General features: G+C 25.7%; 19 protein-coding genes. 8 read left to right on the top strand and 11 right to left on the bottom strand.

The features are described from left to right. Nucleotides 1–578, top strand: a 578-nt coding sequence (locus QZ321_RS11570) for an Rpn family recombination-promoting nuclease/putative transposase (RefSeq protein WP_294196938.1), incomplete at its 5' end; no start/stop codon positions are given. A 17-nt stretch (nucleotides 579–595) separates the two neighbouring features. On the opposite strand, the gene QZ321_RS11565 is transcribed toward QZ321_RS11570, so the two are convergent. After that, nucleotides 596–757, bottom strand: coding sequence for a hypothetical protein (locus QZ321_RS11565; RefSeq protein ID WP_294196936.1), 162 nt, complete (start codon nucleotides 755–757; stop codon nucleotides 596–598). 191 nt (nucleotides 758–948) lie between these two features. Between QZ321_RS11565 and QZ321_RS11560 the strand changes: the two genes are divergently transcribed. Further along, nucleotides 949–2,073 (top strand): protein kinase family protein, encoded by a 1,125-nt coding sequence (locus QZ321_RS11560; RefSeq protein ID WP_294196934.1) that lies wholly within the window; start codon nucleotides 949–951, stop codon nucleotides 2,071–2,073. A gap of 293 nt (nucleotides 2,074–2,366) precedes the next feature. Continuing rightward, nucleotides 2,367–2,945 carry a recombinase family protein gene (locus tag QZ321_RS11555; protein ID WP_294196932.1) on the top strand — a complete coding sequence of 193 codons (579 nt, stop codon included), beginning with the start codon at nucleotides 2,367–2,369 and terminating at the stop codon, nucleotides 2,943–2,945. 161 nt (nucleotides 2,946–3,106) lie between these two features. Here QZ321_RS11555 and QZ321_RS11550 read toward each other — a convergent pair whose 3' ends face one another. The 9 genes from QZ321_RS11550 to QZ321_RS11510 form a co-directional block, all read right to left on the bottom strand. Next, nucleotides 3,107–3,307, bottom strand: coding sequence for a hypothetical protein (locus tag QZ321_RS11550; RefSeq protein ID WP_294196931.1), 201 nt, complete (start codon nucleotides 3,305–3,307; stop codon nucleotides 3,107–3,109). Nucleotides 3,308–3,361: 54 nt separating this feature from the next. Continuing rightward, nucleotides 3,362–3,655 carry a hypothetical protein gene (locus QZ321_RS11545; RefSeq protein WP_294196929.1) on the bottom strand — a complete coding sequence of 98 codons (294 nt, stop codon included), beginning with the start codon at nucleotides 3,653–3,655 and terminating at the stop codon, nucleotides 3,362–3,364. 657 nt (nucleotides 3,656–4,312) lie between these two features. Continuing rightward, nucleotides 4,313–5,158, bottom strand: coding sequence for an Rpn family recombination-promoting nuclease/putative transposase (locus tag QZ321_RS11540; protein ID WP_294196928.1), 846 nt, complete (start codon nucleotides 5,156–5,158; stop codon nucleotides 4,313–4,315). Nucleotides 5,159–5,218: 60 nt separating this feature from the next. Next, nucleotides 5,219–6,541, bottom strand: coding sequence for a ParB N-terminal domain-containing protein (locus QZ321_RS11535; protein WP_294196927.1), 1,323 nt, complete (start codon nucleotides 6,539–6,541; stop codon nucleotides 5,219–5,221). Between the two features lie 66 nt (nucleotides 6,542–6,607). After that, the gene (locus QZ321_RS11530; RefSeq protein WP_294196925.1) at nucleotides 6,608–7,357 is read right to left on the bottom strand and encodes a ParA family protein; all 750 of its coding nucleotides are present in this window, start codon (nucleotides 7,355–7,357) and stop codon (nucleotides 6,608–6,610) included. Nucleotides 7,358–7,621: 264 nt separating this feature from the next. Next, nucleotides 7,622–7,744 carry a hypothetical protein gene (locus QZ321_RS11525; RefSeq protein ID WP_294196923.1) on the bottom strand — a complete coding sequence of 41 codons (123 nt, stop codon included), beginning with the start codon at nucleotides 7,742–7,744 and terminating at the stop codon, nucleotides 7,622–7,624. A gap of 24 nt (nucleotides 7,745–7,768) precedes the next feature. Next, nucleotides 7,769–7,987: a hypothetical protein gene (locus QZ321_RS11520; RefSeq protein WP_294196921.1), complete on the bottom strand. Its 219-nt coding sequence runs from the start codon at nucleotides 7,985–7,987 to the stop codon at nucleotides 7,769–7,771. 447 nt (nucleotides 7,988–8,434) lie between these two features. Beyond that, entirely contained in the window at nucleotides 8,435–8,620 is a 186-nt protein-coding gene (locus tag QZ321_RS11515) for a hypothetical protein (protein ID WP_294196920.1), read from the bottom strand. 357 nt (nucleotides 8,621–8,977) lie between these two features. Beyond that, entirely contained in the window at nucleotides 8,978–10,096 is a 1,119-nt protein-coding gene (locus tag QZ321_RS11510; protein ID WP_294196918.1) for a replication initiation protein, read from the bottom strand. Nucleotides 10,097–10,695: 599 nt separating this feature from the next. Between QZ321_RS11510 and QZ321_RS11505 the strand changes: the two genes are divergently transcribed. Then, nucleotides 10,696–10,890 (top strand): hypothetical protein, encoded by a 195-nt coding sequence (locus tag QZ321_RS11505; protein ID WP_294196916.1) that lies wholly within the window; start codon nucleotides 10,696–10,698, stop codon nucleotides 10,888–10,890. Nucleotides 10,891–10,960: 70 nt separating this feature from the next. Here QZ321_RS11505 and QZ321_RS11500 read toward each other — a convergent pair whose 3' ends face one another. Continuing rightward, nucleotides 10,961–11,431 carry a helix-turn-helix transcriptional regulator gene (locus QZ321_RS11500; protein WP_294196914.1) on the bottom strand — a complete coding sequence of 157 codons (471 nt, stop codon included), beginning with the start codon at nucleotides 11,429–11,431 and terminating at the stop codon, nucleotides 10,961–10,963. 286 nt (nucleotides 11,432–11,717) lie between these two features. Between QZ321_RS11500 and QZ321_RS11495 the strand changes: the two genes are divergently transcribed. From QZ321_RS11495 to QZ321_RS11480, 4 genes are all read left to right on the top strand, one after another. Beyond that, nucleotides 11,718–12,206, top strand: a complete 489-nt coding sequence (locus tag QZ321_RS11495) for a hypothetical protein (RefSeq protein WP_294196912.1) — start codon at nucleotides 11,718–11,720, stop codon at nucleotides 12,204–12,206. A gap of 89 nt (nucleotides 12,207–12,295) precedes the next feature. Beyond that, complete coding sequence (locus QZ321_RS11490; RefSeq protein WP_294196910.1) at nucleotides 12,296–13,192, top strand: hypothetical protein; 897 nt, start codon at nucleotides 12,296–12,298, stop codon at nucleotides 13,190–13,192. A 207-nt stretch (nucleotides 13,193–13,399) separates the two neighbouring features. Then, nucleotides 13,400–16,090 (top strand): SpaA isopeptide-forming pilin-related protein, encoded by a 2,691-nt coding sequence (locus QZ321_RS11485; RefSeq protein WP_294196908.1) that lies wholly within the window; start codon nucleotides 13,400–13,402, stop codon nucleotides 16,088–16,090. A gap of 5 nt (nucleotides 16,091–16,095) precedes the next feature. Then, the gene (locus QZ321_RS11480; RefSeq protein ID WP_294196906.1) at nucleotides 16,096–17,934 is read left to right on the top strand and encodes an isopeptide-forming domain-containing fimbrial protein; all 1,839 of its coding nucleotides are present in this window, start codon (nucleotides 16,096–16,098) and stop codon (nucleotides 17,932–17,934) included. Nucleotides 17,935–17,941 lie beyond the last annotated feature (7 nt).

Raw genomic sequence — 17,941 nt, 5'->3', positions numbered from 1 at the left:
ATATGGTTAAAAGAAGTCTTTATTATTGGAGTAAAATGTTTGAAAGTCAGCTTACCGAAGGACAAAAGTATGATAAGTTAGCTAAAACTATTTGCATAAATATATTAAATTTTAAATGTTTAAATACTAAGGAAGCTCATTCAGTTTACAGATTAAAAGAAGTTAATACAAATGAAGAATTAACAGATATTCAGGAATTACATTTTATAGAACTACCTAAATTGCCTAAGAACGAAGAGATAAAAGATGTTTTTGACGCTTGGATGGAATTTATTGAAAATCCTATTAGCACTAAACTGGAAAAGGCAGAAATGACAATCGAAGAAATAAAAGAAGCAAAAGATGAATTATTAAGATTAAGTGCAAATGATAAAGAAAGAATGAAGTATGAAGATAGAAGAGCAGCTTTACTGGATAAAATAAGTGCATTAGAAAATGCAGAAGAAAAAGGTATAGAAAAAGGTATAGAAAAAGGTAAAATAGAAGTAGCGAAAAAATCTTTAGAAGCTGGTTTAGATATAAACACTATTTCTAATATAACGGGATTAGATATAAGTGAGATAGAAAAATTATTGTAGATAAAAAAGAACTCGATTTATATTTTATCGAGTTCTTTTTTGGCTTGTTCATATTGTTCTTTTGTAAAAGTAATATTATTTTTCTTTAACATTTCTGCATATTTATCTATGTCAGTTATTTTTTCACCTTTTCTAGTTTTGAAAGGAGCATTAATATCCCTTGGTTTCCATTTATACATAGTTATTATCCTTTTTATATTTATTTTTTATTATAGTAAAATAATTTTTTCTATATAATATCCCATACGCTTTTTTTAAATTTTACTAATTTTAATATTTTAACATAATAAAGCTAAAATTTGGAGATAATATATTAGAAAAATTTTAAGATAGTATTTAAATATTTATTTTAAATAATAGGAGTAAATAAATGAGTAAAAGTTATTTAAGCAAAGAATGGAATATAAATGGAAATAAGATAGAATTAAAAGATGGATATATATTAATCAATAAAGAAGTAATTGAATTTCCTGAATATTATATAAAAAGTTATATAGGAAAAGGCGATAACGGAATTATATTAGAAGTTGAAGAAATTATTACTAATGAAATTAGAGCATTAAAAATTTGGTTACCAAATAATAAAAAAAGAAAATCAAATAATTCAAGAGGCAGAGAAGAAATAAAGAAATTAGCAAAATTAAATCATCAAAATATAGTTAAGTATTTTCACGCTACAGTTATCAAAAATTATAATTGTTGCATTATTGAAAAGATTAATGGAATTACATTAAGAGAATATTTAAATACAAGGCATCCTCAATTAGATGAACGATATTACATACTACAAACTATACTTGAAACATTACGCTATTCTCAGGAAAAAGGTATATATCATGGAGATTTACATTTAGATAATATACTTATAGATTTTAATAAAAAAGTAAAAATATTGGATTATGGTACTAGTATATTTAGTGGAAAATCTTCTTTAAAGAGAGATAGCAAATTATTATATGAATCTACTATTAAAATTATTGGTAAGGAATTTGACAATAAAATAATGTTATTAGAAATAAATGAAATAGCTAAACTTTCTCCCCATATTGTTAGAATAATATGTAAAGCAGTAAGTAAAATTTCTGTATTGTTAAATTTTGCTTCGTATGGATTAGTAGATTCAATAATAGAGGATATATCTATTATTGTAATCTTAGTTCCGTTTTTTAATCTTAAATATATATTAAATAAAATAGTAAGCTATAAAGCTGAAATGAGTAAAGTAGAAATCGCCAGATATTTTATGCAATGTTTATTAAAGGAAAGTTCTTATGCTGTAGACACTTATACTATGTATATTGAAGGAAGTGAACTTAAAGAAGATATGAATTCCATATATAAATTTTATAAGGAATTAAAAAATAGATTTATAAATAATATAAGCAAAAAAGTATCAGAAGAAAATATATATCCACATAGTTATCCAGGTTATTCGAGTTATCAAAAGGAAACTTTTAATAGAGAACTATATTATCAATATCAAAATGAATATTAATAGAAAATATATCAAACATTAATTATAGATAAAATTATATTTAATTAAATTAAATATTTTACTTATTATAAGAGTAAATATAAATATTTACTCTCTTTTATTTGCAACAAGGGTATCAAAAGTCAACACTTATGACACTTTGAATTTTTAGTTGACTTAAATTTAAAATTAATTATAAAATAAAGAATAAATAGGGTTCAAAAGTAATGTCCAAAAGTATTTATATTAATTTTACTTTTGAACTAACTTTTGACCATATTTTGAACCAACTTTTGAACCATGGGAGAATTATTATGAATTATGGATATGCTAGAGTTAGCACTAAAAAGCAAGGAAAGGGAAACTCATTAGATGAACAGCTATTACAATTGTTTCAAGCTGGGTGTGAAAGTGTTGTAGAAGAAGAATATTCAGGAAAATCTAATGATAGACCTAAGTTAAAACTATTATTAGAAAATTTAAAAGAAGGGGATACTTTTACTGTTACTAAATTAGATAGGTTTGCTAGGAGCTTGATAGAGGGAACTAAGTTAGTCGAAGAATTATTGGAGCGTGGAGTGAAAATAAATATATTAAATATAGGAGTAATGGACAATACACCTTCAAGCAAATTAATAAGGAATATTTTTTTATCTTTTGCTGAATTTGAAAGAGATATGATTTTAGAAAGGACAAGGGAAGGAAAAGAAATTGCTAAAACAAAACAAGGATATAAAGATGGTAGACCTAAAAAATTTAGCAAAGAAAAAATTGAATTAGCTTTATCTATGCTTTCTGTAAATGGAGGAGATAAGAGTTATAAGGACGTAGAGAGATTAATGGGAATTAGTGTAAGTACATTAAAAAGAGAAAATAATTATAGAAAACTTTAAAAAAGTAGAATAAAAAGAACAAATAAAGCTATACTTTAATAAAAATATAAGATTTAATTATATAAAGAATAATAACATTAGATGTATTTAAGTATAAAAGCAAAAAGAACAAGAAATTGTTCTTTTTTATTTTTACTACTATTCTTCTATAATTATAATTTTTAAAAATTTTTTCTAGCTATTGTCCATATTCCACGCTCTATATTTTTAAATAAAGTTGTGAAACTTCCACTCATATAATCACTTATTTCATCAAATTTATAAATTGAATGTAAATCTATTAATAATTTTCCTGTAGCATTTCCCCTATATTTATTATTTCCGTATTCTCCTCTATTTTGATAAGAAACTATACTTTTCACTTTTACATCTCCTTTATTATTATTTATAAAAGGTGTTTTGGAAACACCTTTTGATTAATATTCTTCAGGAAGCAAAATGGTAATTAATAAACCTTTAATTGAATAATCATATTCACTAATAATCCAAATTTTTGTTTTATTTAAAACATATACTCCCATAAACCTTTCTGTATATTTTGAATTAGGGATTTTTAATAATTCTTTTTGAAATTCTTTATCTTCATTAGATAAAATCCCCCAATCATTAAAAGTGAATTTAGATAAAGAACTTAGTAAATCTACTTCATTAATTTTTTGATTTTTCATTAAATATTTAATTCCTTGTGTCATTATTATTACATTTTTCATAAAGTACCTATTCCTTTCAAATTTGATGTTTTTTTGTTGAGCCTAAGACTACATATAGAAGTGAGTTGTAAAGGAAAATGAAGTAAAAATTTTTGAGTGCTATTCCTTTTAAGGATCATGGCCACCAAAAATTTTTATGGAATGGCTTTACAACTTGAATGAAGATATGATAGGCTGGTGCTTCAAAAAAACAAATAAAAAAAGAAGTCCGATAAGGGGACTTCTTACTTCTTTGAATGCACTCCAGCGGGACACGATTATAGCAAAAATAAGCTTAGATATTCTTTGTCTTAGATTGGTCGCTCGGATAGATGGAACAAGCTAAGATAATAGAATATCTTAGCTTATTACAGCGTTTTAATTGGGTGCTGGGAATAGTGCCTAAATAAGCTATCTTTTTAATTTCTTTTTTCTTTTTTCAGAAAATCTAAGAAAATAATCATCTATTACTTTCATGTAAATTTCCATTAATTTAAATAAAATAGGTATTAAAAAAAAACCTAATAGCAATATGCTTAAGGCAAATAATAAATCTAACATAAACAAAAAATCCTTTCTTTAAAATTTAATTAATGTTTGAGGAGATAAATATACTCTATTATTCAATTCTTAATTTATTATTTTGTAACATTTCGTAATTTTTTTGCAAATTTGTTTTTATAATTTTTCTATCTCATTTATATCTAATCCTGTTATACTAGAAATAGTATTTATATCTAATCCTGCTTCTAAAGATTTTCTAGCTACTTCTATAGCCTTGTTTTTTTCTCCTTCCTTTTTCCCAATTTCTTTGCCCTTTTCTTCTGCATTTTCTAATGCACTTATTTTATCCAGTAAAGCTGCTCTTCTATCTTCATACTTCATTCTTTCTTTATCATTTGCACTTAATCTTAATAATTCATCTTTTGCTTCTTTTATTTCTTGTATTGTCATTTCTGCTTTTTCAAGCTTATTGCTAATAGGATTTTCTATAAATTCCATCCAAGCATCAAAAACATCTTTTATTTCTTCATTCTTAGGCAATTTAGGTAGTTCTATAAAATGTAACTCCTGAATATCTGTTAATTCCTCATTTGTATTAACTTCTTTTAATCTGTAAACTGAATGAGCTTCTTTAGTATTTAAACATTTAAAGTTTAATATATTTATGCAGATAGTTTTTGCTAACTTATCATACTTTTGTCCTTCCGTAAGCTGACTTTCAAACATTTTACTCCAATAATAAAGACTTCTTTTAACCATATTATGTTCATCTTTTATTTGGATTTCAATATTAATTAATTCACCTTTATTAGTTTTTGCCTTTATATCCAATCTACTAAATTTATCTTCTATAGATTCTTTTTCTATATCAGTATTCATTATTTGAACCGATTTTATTAAGTCTTGTGGCTTTATTACTGCATTTAAAAAGGATATTAATATCTTAGGATTTCTTTCATTTCCAAATATTCTTTTAAAAACAAAATCGACTTTGGGGCTTAATATCTCTAGTCTAGTCATTTCTAATCACTCCTTTTATTATTAATATTTATATAATGGTGTCCACGGGGGACACCATTATTATTTAATTTCATCAAATAGATTGTTTAGTATAACTTTAGCTGTATTGACTTTTTTAAGTTCTTCTAAAATATCATTGGAGAAATTAATTTTATTGTTTTTCATTTTATTATGTTGTAACATAAGAGCATTTAAGCTATTATGAACATTTCTTAATTCAGTTATTAGTTTATAATTTTCTTTGAATTCATCAGATTTACTTTGGTTTTCCTTGTTTTCTGCTTTTATCTTTTCTAACTCATTTTTATAACGTTCTTTTTCTTCTTTATTAATTGAAACTTCATTTTTTATGTTTTCAATTTCAGAAAAATATTTTTTATCTAAATCTTTTTTTAATTCTTCCCTTAATTGATTTTTAAGTTCTTTTATTTCTTTTTCGGTTTTATTTTCGCTTTTATCTAGTTCAGCTTTTAATCTTATAACTTCATCACTAATAAGTTGTTGACTTTTAAGAGCTTCTTCCTTTTCATTCTCTATTTTTTGTATCTCAATTAATTTTTCATTTTCTATTTTTTTAATTTCATATATTTTTTCATTTTCTAATTTTTTTAATTCATCAGCTTTTTCTTGTTCAATTTTTTTAAGCTTTACTTTTAATGCTGTAGCTTCTTCTTTTGTAATTTCTACGTTATTATTTATAATGTCCAAAATTACTCTTTGGTTATCTTCACTTAAACTTGAAAATTCACTAGCATTTGCAATTGTTAAATTACCATTTTCAAGTATTTGTTTTAATTCGGGAATAAGACCCTTATTTATTCTCTCATATCTTCCTACTTGTGTTGGGGATAGCTTTAAATCATTAGCAATTATTTCTCTTATTTTTCCTGGTACTTTCTCCCCATTTTTCTTTTTAGTTTTATATAATTCAGTAAGTCTTTTTACTTGTTCAAGCTTTTCTATTTCTGTTAATTCCCTCGTTTGAGCATTGGCTTGTATCAAAATTATTTCACTATCTATGTCATTTACTTCTATAACTTTACAAGGAATTAAAGATAATATATCCTTTTTAGCTTGTTCAATTTCTTCTTGTTCAAGTAACTGTTTAATAGCCGTATATCTTCTTTCTCCACTTATTAATTCATATTTATCATTATGTAGTTTTCTAACTACTAAATTATGATTTAAACCATTAATTTTAATATCTTCTGCAAGTTCATCTACATTAACTATTTCATAGAAGTTTTTATTATTTCTTTCTATATTTTTAATATCTATATATTGAACATTGAAGTTATTTTTAGCTTCAATTTCATTTGCTTTTTTAACATTTTGAGAAACCTTATTTAACATTCCTTCACTAATTGAAAATTTCTTACTCATATTTCTAACACCTTCACTTATTTAACTTTTTTATTTTAGGTGTCCCTTGGGGACACCTAAAATTTTTTAGAATACTTCTTTACATAAATTTTTATAGTCTACACTAGCCCTAGCTTTTTTATTTGAAAAAACAACTGGACATTCTTCAAATGTACTTTCTATTACTTTTACATTTTGGTTAATAGTAGTATTAAACATTTTATCGGCTAACAACTGTTTTAATTCTTTTTTTATTACTTTATTTACTGTTGTGGCGGTATCCATAGTTACAAAACATCCCCTGAAATTAAGGTTAGGATTAAATTCATCTTTTATCTCCTCTATACTATCAAGTAAATATTCTAGTCCGTCTAGTGCAAACTTGTCTATCTTAATTGGAACAAATACTTCATCACTTGCACATAAGGCATTTATAGTAATCATATTAAGAGATGGTGGACAATCGATTAAACAATAGTCATATTCATTAAGTTTTTCTAATGCCTTACTTAATCTATTTTGTTGGCTTCTGCTAACATCTAACAGAATTTTCTTTTCAGTAAAGGCTAATTTTAAATTACTTGGAATTATATCTATATTTTCAAAATCCGTTTTCTTAATAACTGTATTTATATCTAAGTCCTTATTTAGTAAAACATCAGATATTGTTAAATCGTCCATGCTATAAGCCTTAAAAAGCTTTGTAAGGTTACTTTGGGCATCAAGGTCAATTAATAAGACTTTCTTATTTTTTTCGCTTAAACAAGCTCCTAGATTAGCTGTAGAAGTTGTTTTTGCAACTCCACCTTTTATATTAAAAATTGCAACTTTTTTCATAATAAATTTCCTCCATTTTTTAACCTAATTCTTATTATATATTTTTCATGGTAAGGTGTCTTTAAAAGACACCTTGAATTATTTTAAAATTAATACAATTGTTGTTAATACTGAAACCATCAAATTTAATATTAACAGAATTAATAGAATATTTGAATTTTTTTCGCTTATCACTTGCTTCCTCCTTATTAATCTGATATGATTAAATAAGAATAATTTTGAAACTGGAGGGGGGTAAGCCCTCCATTGTGTATAACTACTTAATTATTTAATAAGTAGTGTTATCAAGTTAATAATAGCAATTATAAGCTCAATAATTACGGTTGCTATTATTAACTTTTCTGTTTCAATTTTGTTCTTATTTTTTTTTCTTCTTCTTTTCACCATACATCACCCCCTTTCAAAAAGATATTACTTTTTGAAAATTTGTACATATCTAACCTTACGTTGTATATATTCACCTTTTATATTAATAAAATCATCATGTCCTTTTGAAACATATAAAATTTTAAAATCCTTCAATTCTTCAATATCTTTAATTTTCATATTGCCTAAAAGGTCAATTCTTATTTTTGCTTTATCTTTTAAAAATTTATCATTTGCTGATAAGAAAATCTTGTAATCTTTCAAGTTGAAATCCTCCTTTATTTTAAAATAACACTCTCGGTTAGCACCTCGTGTTGTTGTTTTTTTGTTGAGCCTAAGACTTCATATTGGAGTGGGTTGTAAAGGAAAATGAAATAAAAAATTTTGTCTACAATCGAAAGAGCTGTGGGCAAAAATTTTTATGCAATGGCTTTACAACTTTAACGGAAATATGATAGGCTAGTGCCTCAAAAAAACAAATAAAAAAGAAGTCCAATAAAGGACTTCCTACTTCTTTGGATGCACTCCAGCGGGACACGATTATAGCAAAAATAAGCTTAGATATTCTTTGGCTTAGATTGGTCGCTCGGATAGATGGAACAATATAAGGCAATAGAATATCTTTGCTTATTGCAGCGTTTTAATTGGGTGCTGGGAATAGTGCCTTAATATAAAAATTTTTTATGTATAAATTTAATAAACTTTTCATCCTTATTTATATTCTTTATTCATCATTGCAAGTATATATCCTATAATTGCAATTACAAAAGTAATAAATAATATTGGCTTACATAAAAATGATGAAAAATTTTTCATACTAAAAAAATAAAAAGATATTATTCCTAATACTGTAATACCAATAAAAGCTAATAATGCGTTTAAATTTTTATTTTTCATAAATTCTCCCCCTCCTTTTCTTTTATATTAATTAAAATTTTATACTATAATAAAAAAAAATAATACTTTATATATCTAATATATATGTAAATTATTTGTTAATTCCTAATTTTATGATATTTGAGATGGAAGATATAACATATGAAAAACTTAAACATATTAATATTTCAGCAATAATTAAATTAAAGACTTGTAATAATAATGCAATTTACAAAAGAAATAAAGAATAAATTTAGAGTTTATGGATAAAAATTTGATTTAAGAAGTATTTTTTTATTTTTTAAAAAAGGCGTTTACTCCTTGCGAAGTAAATGCCTATTAATCCAAATATTTTTATACTTTTTTAATTATTAAATACTACTGATTTTTTTCTTCAAGAAATACTTTCAAACATTCGGGTACATTAATTTTCTCGTCACCTAATTCTTTATTTTTAGAACCATATAATAATTCTTCTTCAATTAGCTTTAACTTTTCTTCTGTTGTTCCAGGCTCAAAATTATTAAATGATTTCGGATTTATATTACAATTACTTTCTTTTATATTTTCAAGAATGGACTTTAAATATTTTACAGGAGCTCCTACTCTTTTTTTTCTATTGTTTTCTCCCATTATACATATAGCTTTTTCTAATATTTCAATACCATATTCTTTTTCAAGTTTCTCTAATGTAGTTATTGCAATTGGTTTTAACGAGTATTCTTTAAGTAATTTTACTAAAGAATTTTCTTTACCAACTTCATTTAATTCTATTATTACATCATTATTATTAAATTCATAGGTTCTAGGTTCAAAATCGATAAAAATAAACTCTATTTTCGTTATTCTTCTTCCTGTTTTAATTTCATTAAAAGTAACTTGCATATTTAATTTTTCATTGATTTCTTTTACCGCTGGAAGTATAACTCTATTTTTAAACGCTTTATATAAATCATAGCTTGTTCCTTCAACAATATCGCACACTTCTTTTATTTGTTCTAGTGTAAATTCTTTATTAACTTGCTTATTTTCTCTACTCCACATCCGTAAAAGCTGATAAATTTTTTGTGTATAAAAGCCTTTTGCCCGTTTAACTAATTTTATATCAATAGGTGAATAGCCAAATTCGGTATAGTGCATTAAAGCCATATATACATTTTCAGACATACTACAAGTAAAGGTATCTTCATCTTCATCATAAATATAATCTGCTAATAAAGTTGCTCCATAGTGCTTTTTTCCTAGCTTAAATCTTATTTTCACACTCATAAATTTTTCTAACATTTTTTTTAATTCTTCAATCGTAGAATTATCATTGCTTTTTACTATATTTCTTAATTCTTCTCTGCTTATTTCAGCTTTTCTCCAATGTTCATCTTTTGTAACTTGACATCTTTGCAACAAAGTATCATATATCTTATACTCTGTACTTGTTACAGCTTTATTAGCTGTAGCTAATATTAATCCATTAGGTTTAAACAATATTTCGTTGTTCATAATAATCCCTCATTTATAAAAATATAGTATTATTATAAAAGGTAACAATAATTAAGTCAAGTTACCTTTCGCTCCTAAAATGTTACCTTTCGCTCCTAAAATGTTACCTTTCGCTCCTAAAATGTTACCTTTCACTCCTAAAATGTTACCTTTCGCTCCTAAAATGTTACCTTTATGTTAAATAAACTTAGTTAAATAGCCATTTGTAGCTTATCTAAATACTCTAAACACATTAAATACTTTAAATACATTAAACTACTGTTAAATTATTGTGAAAAATAAAAGACTTGAAATACCCTATAAATTATTACTAAACAGATATATAATAAGCCAAACAAGTCTAATAATATGTTTTATGTATTAATTGTTATTTGTTTTTTTACTTTTAAATTTAAAAACTAAAAATTTTATTGATTTTATAATCATAAATGAAATAAAAACTGCAACATTAAGGATTCATAGAAAATCCATAAATGAAAAGTACTTTTTTAATCCCAAAAGGTACTTTTTAAACCTCATAAAGTTAGTTAAATAGCGTTTTTCATAAATCCTAAATACTCTAAATACTTTAAACAACTATAAAACAAGTTGTTATTTTGATGCAATTAAATTTATGGGTTAAGTTAGAAATAAAATTAATATTTAAAGAAGTTTTTGATATGAAAAATGTTGTTAAGAAATGTAGAAATAGTTTTTCTTATTTTAAGTATAGTAATGAAATTAGTATTAATAAATATATTAACGGGTTCTTATCAGGAATGATTAATTTAGTAATCATTCTTGATAAGTTTTAAATGATTTATGTATTTATGTTTTTACAATGTTTTAATTTAAAGTTTATATATGTAAAATATAATTTTAAAATTATTTCTTAAAAAATGAAATTTCTTGAGCCATTTCTAAATCTAAATTATCATATTCGTTTATATAATTAATTAAACGATCGATTTCTTTAAGTTTTTTTGGAATTTCTTTATCTCTTAAATGAAAAAAAAGTTTTTTTTTATCTTCTAATTCTAACAAGATATTTTTACGTAAATCTAAATTAATATCTTCAGTTTCTTTACTAAAATCTAAAGAGTTAAAAATTACATTTTTTATATTTTCTAAAAAGTTAATATCATTACTAAGGTTTTCTGTTAATAATTTATCTATTTCTATATTAAGAAAATCACAAATTTTTATTAAGGTATCTAAATCAGGTTGTCTACGTCCTGTTTCATAGTTTGAATATGATGCAGGATTTACTTTTAAATAATTTGAAATTTCTTTTTGGCTAAAATTTAAAGATTTTCTTATAAACTTTAAATTCTCATGAAAATAATTTTTTTTCAAAGAATACTCCCTCTTTCTTTTTTATCATTATAATAATGTTAAAAAACATTAAAAGACACACATTCTTTGATATGAATAATAAATAAAAATTAAAAAATATTCATATTGACAAATTATCTTGAAATTGTTAATATATAATTAAAATAATACAAAAAAATACAAAAACATTTAATTTATCCAATAAGACGACTTTGGGGATTAAATACTTTAGGGAAAAATATTAAATTTGTCCCAAAATGTCCCCTAAATGGGTTGGGGGAAACTATACATTTAAGGGAGAAAATTTATGGTGCTGAATCTAGAAGATAAGAGTTTAATTGAAGAATTATATTTAAATGGAATGGAAATTAAGGAAATATCTAAGATATTAGATAAGAATTATGATGTTGTAAGAAAATTTATACAGAGAAATTTAAAGTACCTTAAAGAGAAACATGAAAGTGAAAAATTAAGGGACATTGGGGAATTATATTTAAAAGGACTAGGAGTTGAAGAAATATCTAAAAGACTGAATAAAAGTCCTGATGCTGTAAAAAAAATTATACAAAGAAATTTTAAGCATCTTAAAGAGAAGCATAAAAATGAGAAATTAAGAGCAAAGGAAATTCTAAAAGTAACTAAGTGGGAAAGTTCTAAAGCAATTTCAAGTCGTAGTTTTGCGAAATCCAATCAATCTATTTATAAACAAGCTAAGAATGGAGATTTAGTAGTCAATAAGGAAGTTGCACCAGTAATTACTTTTGATACACCTAAAAGAATTACTAAAGTTATATAAATTTGTTATAATAGTATTAATATAAAAATAAATAATGAAAAGATAAAAAGTGTTCCCGAAGGACACTTTTTTATAGCGGGGAAGTAAATATGAATTTAAAAAAGATAAAAGATATTTTAAAAAACAAAAAGCTACAAATTATAGGTGGAACAATAAGTGGATCTTTAGCTTTAATTTTAATTGGAACAATGGTATTAAATAATAGAAATATTGAAAGTAAGATTATTGTTTCAGATAATAAAACAATTAGTGATAAAGATAAAAATAATAAATTAGAAAATATAAAAGATAATGTAGCTGATAATTTAATTGAAGTAGATAAATCAGAAAATAATAATCAATTAAAAGAAGAAAATAATTCAATTAAAGATGATCCAGCAAGTTCAAATATTATAGCAAATGAAGCAAATGTTCCATTATCAGAGCCTAATAAGAGTACAAGCAATAATACAGAAAATTCACAAAATACTATTAATAAACCAACAACAAGTGTTTCAAATACACAAGGTAATGTAGCAAACAATGGTCAACAAGAAGTAGAAAACACTAAGCCGTCAGTAGGTTCATCATCAAATAATAAGCCTAATAATAGTACAAGCAATACTCCAAAGCCAGATAAACATACACATAATTGGATACCAGTTACTCAAGTGGTACATCATGATGAGCAAGGGCATAATGAGAAAGTTCTAATTAGCGAAGCTTGGACAGAAGAAATTCCAGTTTATGAAGAACAAGCTAGAGATATATGCAATACTTGTAATGCTGATTTAACTGGACTTGATATATCAGCTCATGTAAAAAAACATATGTTGGCAGGAGAAGATAAAGGTGGGCATAGAACAGAATGGAAGAAGGTTCAAGTAGGAAGTAATAAAATAAATCATGATGCAGTATATGAAAATAAATGGGTTGTTGATAAAGCAGCTTGGGATGAAACAGTTACTACTGGACATAAGTGTAGTGATTGTGGAGAAACTAAATAATAAAATGTGTTCCCAGGGGACATTAAAAAAAACACCTAATATTTAGGTGTTTTTTTAGTATGAAAAATTATGTACTATAAAGAACTTCAACTACTTAGTAGTTGGAGTTTTTTAATTGCATAATTGTTTTAAAGGGGGGAAGAGTATATGAGTGTTTTAGCAAATATCTAATAATAAAAAGGTCAAAAAATATAAGGAGGGGAGATCGTGAGAAAACTTAAAAGAGTTTTAAGTTTACTTCTAACAAGCTGTATTTTTATGAGTTTAGGTGGAAATTTAATTACAAAAGCAGAAACAAGAGAAGATATTGCTAAGTTAGAAATTAAAGTCAACGGTAATGGAACAGTTATAGTTGATGACGGTGAAGCTAAATATTCCTTAAAGGATAAGGAAACATTAAGAGCTAATGTAACTGTAAATAGTAAATTAAAGTTAACAGTTACTCCCGATAGCGGCTATTCAATTTTAGAAGTAAATGGAATTGATTCTGTAACAAGTCAAAATGGAAATAGCAAAACTTATGAAGTTAATACAAAAGCAAATGGAACATTTATTGGTGTAAAATTTGTGAAAGAAGTTAAAGAAGAAACAAAAAGTGAAATTAAAGAAGAAAATAATATTGTTTCTGAAAAAGTTGAAGATAACTTAAATAATATTGAAGATGTTGTTTTAACAGAAGAAGAAAAAAGAGAAATAGAAATTATTAATAAATACATTGAAGGTATAAAAATGTTACCTGAAATGATTGAAGCAAGAAAGAATAAAGCTGAAGAACTAAATTTATTAAATTTAGTAGATGAAAATTATTTCTTAGTAGATGATTTCTATAAAGATAAAAGTGAAGCTGATGTTGAAAATTTAGGTGCTAATATTTTAGTTAATACTGTGACAAATGAAGAATTAAATAATTGGGCAAAAGCATTAAAGTATTCTTTATTAAAAAATACAGATTTAGATTTAAAAACTGTTACTTTCTACCAAATGGTTAGTTATGGACAATCTATCGTTGGAAAATTTGAAGTTGATGGACGTATGGCATTTTGTTCTCAACATAGTAGACCAACTCCAGCTAAGGGTGCACCAACTGGAACACCAAGACTAATAAACAATGATATGATGAGAAAAGCACTATATTATGGTTATGGAGGACCAGGACAGTTGTCCAACATGACAGGGAATTATGGTTGGGTTGTTACATCTCTAGCATTATCAAGAGCCAATGGAGATAAGGGTGGAAATTTAGCTAATGATTTTTATAACCAAATTTCTAATATGCCAACTCCACCAACTGGATTTAAAGTTTATGTAGTTTCAACTAATAGTGGATCTACGCAAGATTTGGCGTATTGGGAGTATAGTCCTAAAGGTACATTACAAATATCAAAATCTTCTGCTGATCCTTCTATAACAAATGGAAACAATTGTTACGATATAACTGGTGCAGAATATGGTGTATTTACTAATTCTAATGCAACTGGTCAAGTAGCTACACTTAAAATAGATGCAAATGGATGGTCGCAAGAAATTGAATTAGATGAAGGAACTTATTTTATAAAAGAAATTAAAAATCCGAAAGGTTTTGCTTTAGACAATAACGTATATTCAGTTTCAGTTTCAGCAGGAAATAAAACAACAAAAAACTTTACTGATAGACCTCAAGCCGATCCTATAGGTATATTAATTAGAAAAGTAGATGCTGATACAGGTGCTAATAGACCGCAAGGAAGTGGTAGTCTTGCTGATTCTCATTTTACTATAAAGTATTATGCAGGAGAATATCAAGAAGATGTTAATCCAGCAGATTTAGGTGTTAATCCTACAAGAACTTGGGTATTAAAAACAGATAATGATGGGTTCACATATTTAAGTGATTCTTATAAGGTATCAGGTGATCCTTTTTACTATAATAGTACATCTGCACCAACAATACCTTTAGGTACTATAACAATTGAAGAAACTAAAGCACCTATAGGATATAAATTAAATAGAGAAATTTTTGTAAGAAAAATTGTTTCTAATGGGTATGCTGAAAATATTACTACTTACGTTGAACCTATAGTAAGAGAAGATGTATTAGAATTTAAAATAAAGAAAGTTCAAACAGGAACTTCAATTGTGATACCGAATGTTAAGTTCAAACATACTAAACCTGATGGATCTAGTGAAGAATTAACAACTAATTCAAATGGAGAAATAATTATAAAAGGTTTAGTTCAAGGTACTCATAAAATTATTGAAATTAAGAGTGCTGATGGATATGAATTAAATAAAAATGAATTTGTATTTGAAGTAAAAACTGATAATACAATAAAAGTTGTTTCTAATACAACAAATATGGGTATGGTTTATTCTGAAAATAATGGAGATGGGCTTTTAACGGTAAACAATAATGTTGCTCCATTTAGCATTAAGATTATAAAAATTAATGATAAGGGTAATGCACTTGCTGGTGCTGAATTTGGATTATTTTCAGACAAAGCTTGTACAAATAAGATAGATACTCAAACAACAGATGGTAAAGGTAATCTTAAATTCAACAATTTAAAAGTTGGAGAAAAATATTATGTAAAGGAAACCAAGTACCCAACAGGCTATCCAATATTAGGAGAAGCACATATTTACGAAATTCAAGTAGAAGCAACACCAATTAATAATGTATTTGATTACATTGTAGATGGTGTTAAATACACAATAAAAGACACAAATTCTAAAAATGATATTTATTTAAGTGGTGGAAAATCGGATAGAGAATTAAATATAAAAGTTGTAAACAATATAGGAATGGAATTACCTAAAACTGGTTCAGTATTAATGTTACCTATATTATTTATAGGAATAGGATTAATGTCTTATTCATTATTTTCGAGAAATAAAATAAAAAACGATAAAGGGGAATAGAGGGAATGTTAAGTAAAAAAACTAGAAAAGTATTTAGTGCAATGATGTTAACTGGAGTTCTAGTAACTCAAATGAGTTCTTTGAATGCTTATGCAGAAAAAAATACTTCTACAGAAGCTACAGCTATAGAAGCAGTTAATCTTGAAGTAAGAACAAATAAAGGGATAGCAAATTTAGGGCGTGGAAGTGCTGAAATAACAATAGAAGGGAATAAAGGACAAAGCCTAGTTGGGAAAAAATTTAACGTTTATAAGATTTTTGATGCTGAAAATTCTGTTGGTTTAGAATCAATAAGATATATAATGAATCCTATTTATGAACCTGCATTAGTAAATGTAATCAGCGAAAAACTGCATAAGTCTACATCTCAAATAACAGAATATGAGATTATAGATTATATTCAGTCTTTGAATACTAATAAAGCTGAAAGTGCTATTTCAGATCAACCACTAGAGGGAAGATATAGTGATTTTAGATATTTTGTAGAAGATTTAAGAGATGAAATTAGAAAGTTAAACATCAAAGGTGATGTTGTTACAGTTAGTGAAACTAGATCAGATAATAGTGTAGTTATTTCTGGACTAGATTATGGTTATTACATCATAGATGAAGTAACAGAAGTTGATGACACTCACTCGGCTAGTTCTTTATGTATGGTTAATACTGCTAATCCAAATGCTGAAGTTCAAATTAAATCGGATTATCCTTCAGTTATTAAAAAAATACAAGAAGATGACAACAAAGATACTATTGGGAATGATGGTTGGAATGATATAGCAGATTTTGAAATAGGACAAACAGTACCATACAAATTTGAATCCAATGTACCTAACATGAATGGTTATGATACATATTACTATGCTTGGCACGATAAAATGGATGAAGCTTTAACTTTCAATAAAAATTCTGTAGGTATTAAGATTGTAGATTCTAAGGGAAAAACTTATACTCTACAAAATAATGAATTTAATGTTGTAGAAAATCCAGGAATGGGAGAAACATTTAAAGTTGTAATTAGTGACTTAAAAGCATTAGTAGATAGAGAATTTAATAATAAAAACGGATCTGATGAAAATGTGTATGGACAAAAGGTTATACTAACATTTAATGCTACTTTAAACGATAAAGCAGCAAATGATACAGGTAGACCAGGTTTTGAAAATGATGTAAGACTAGAGTTTTCTAATGATCCAGATAGTGATGGTGAAGGATCAACAGGATTTACGCCATGGGATACGGTTGTTTGTTTTACGTTTAAAATAAATGGTCTAAAAGTTAATGATCAAGGTCTTAAATTAGAAGGTGCAAGATTTAGATTGTATTCTGATAAAGATTGTAATAATGAAATTTATGTTAAAAATAGCGATAAAGGATATATTGTAATTAATGAAGATTCAGCAGGTGGTGATATACCAACAGATGCAGTAGAAATGGTATCTAATGAAAATGCTGAATTTAATATAATAGGTCTTGACCAAGGAACTTATTATATTAAAGAAGTTGGAGCTCCTCCAGGATATAGACCATTACTAGATCCAATTGAAATAAATGTTGTACCAACTTATACAACAGATAGAAACAATTATATTAAAGGCGACGGAGCAACAGATAAGACTTTACAAACATTAGAAGCAACAGCTAAAATTAAATCTTTCTATTCAGGAATATTTAACACAGAGGATTTAAATTTAACAACAGATGTAAATGAAGGTTCTGCAAATTTAACAGTTGTGAATAAAGTAGGAGCTAAATTACCAATAACAGGTTCATCAATGACTTTATTAATGATGGCTGCTGGAACAGGAATTATGACTTGTTCTCTTAAAAGAAAGAAAAATAGATAGGAAAAAT

Source organism: uncultured Clostridium sp. (assembly GCF_910588715.1).
Taxonomy (GTDB): Bacteria; Bacillota; Clostridia; order Clostridiales; family Clostridiaceae; genus Clostridium.
Note: the sequence above shows the minus strand (reverse complement) of the source record. Positions and strands in the feature narration are given on the sequence as shown.

Excerpts from the sequence above, each read along its gene's own strand:
- QZ321_RS11480 (WP_294196906.1), top strand. The coding sequence starts at position 16,096 with ATGTTAAGTAAAAAAACTAGAAAAGTATTTAGTGCAATGATGTTAACT.
- QZ321_RS11515 (WP_294196920.1), bottom strand. The coding sequence starts at position 8,620 with ATGAAAAATAAAAATTTAAACGCATTATTAGCTTTTATTGGTATTACA.
- QZ321_RS11555 (WP_294196932.1), top strand. The coding sequence starts at position 2,367 with ATGAATTATGGATATGCTAGAGTTAGCACTAAAAAGCAAGGAAAGGGA.
- QZ321_RS11505 (WP_294196916.1), top strand. The coding sequence starts at position 10,696 with ATGCAATTAAATTTATGGGTTAAGTTAGAAATAAAATTAATATTTAAA.
- QZ321_RS11540 (WP_294196928.1), bottom strand. The coding sequence starts at position 5,158 with ATGACTAGACTAGAGATATTAAGCCCCAAAGTCGATTTTGTTTTTAAA.
- QZ321_RS11490 (WP_294196910.1), top strand. The coding sequence starts at position 12,296 with ATGAATTTAAAAAAGATAAAAGATATTTTAAAAAACAAAAAGCTACAA.
- QZ321_RS11525 (WP_294196923.1), bottom strand. The coding sequence starts at position 7,744 with ATGGTGAAAAGAAGAAGAAAAAAAAATAAGAACAAAATTGAAACAGAA.
- QZ321_RS11495 (WP_294196912.1), top strand. The coding sequence starts at position 11,718 with ATGGTGCTGAATCTAGAAGATAAGAGTTTAATTGAAGAATTATATTTA.
- QZ321_RS11565 (WP_294196936.1), bottom strand. The coding sequence starts at position 757 with ATGTATAAATGGAAACCAAGGGATATTAATGCTCCTTTCAAAACTAGA.
- QZ321_RS11530 (WP_294196925.1), bottom strand. The coding sequence starts at position 7,357 with ATGAAAAAAGTTGCAATTTTTAATATAAAAGGTGGAGTTGCAAAAACA.
- QZ321_RS11545 (WP_294196929.1), bottom strand. The coding sequence starts at position 3,655 with ATGAAAAATGTAATAATAATGACACAAGGAATTAAATATTTAATGAAA.
- QZ321_RS11535 (WP_294196927.1), bottom strand. The coding sequence starts at position 6,541 with ATGAGTAAGAAATTTTCAATTAGTGAAGGAATGTTAAATAAGGTTTCT.
- QZ321_RS11510 (WP_294196918.1), bottom strand. The coding sequence starts at position 10,096 with ATGAACAACGAAATATTGTTTAAACCTAATGGATTAATATTAGCTACA.
- QZ321_RS11560 (WP_294196934.1), top strand. The coding sequence starts at position 949 with ATGAGTAAAAGTTATTTAAGCAAAGAATGGAATATAAATGGAAATAAG.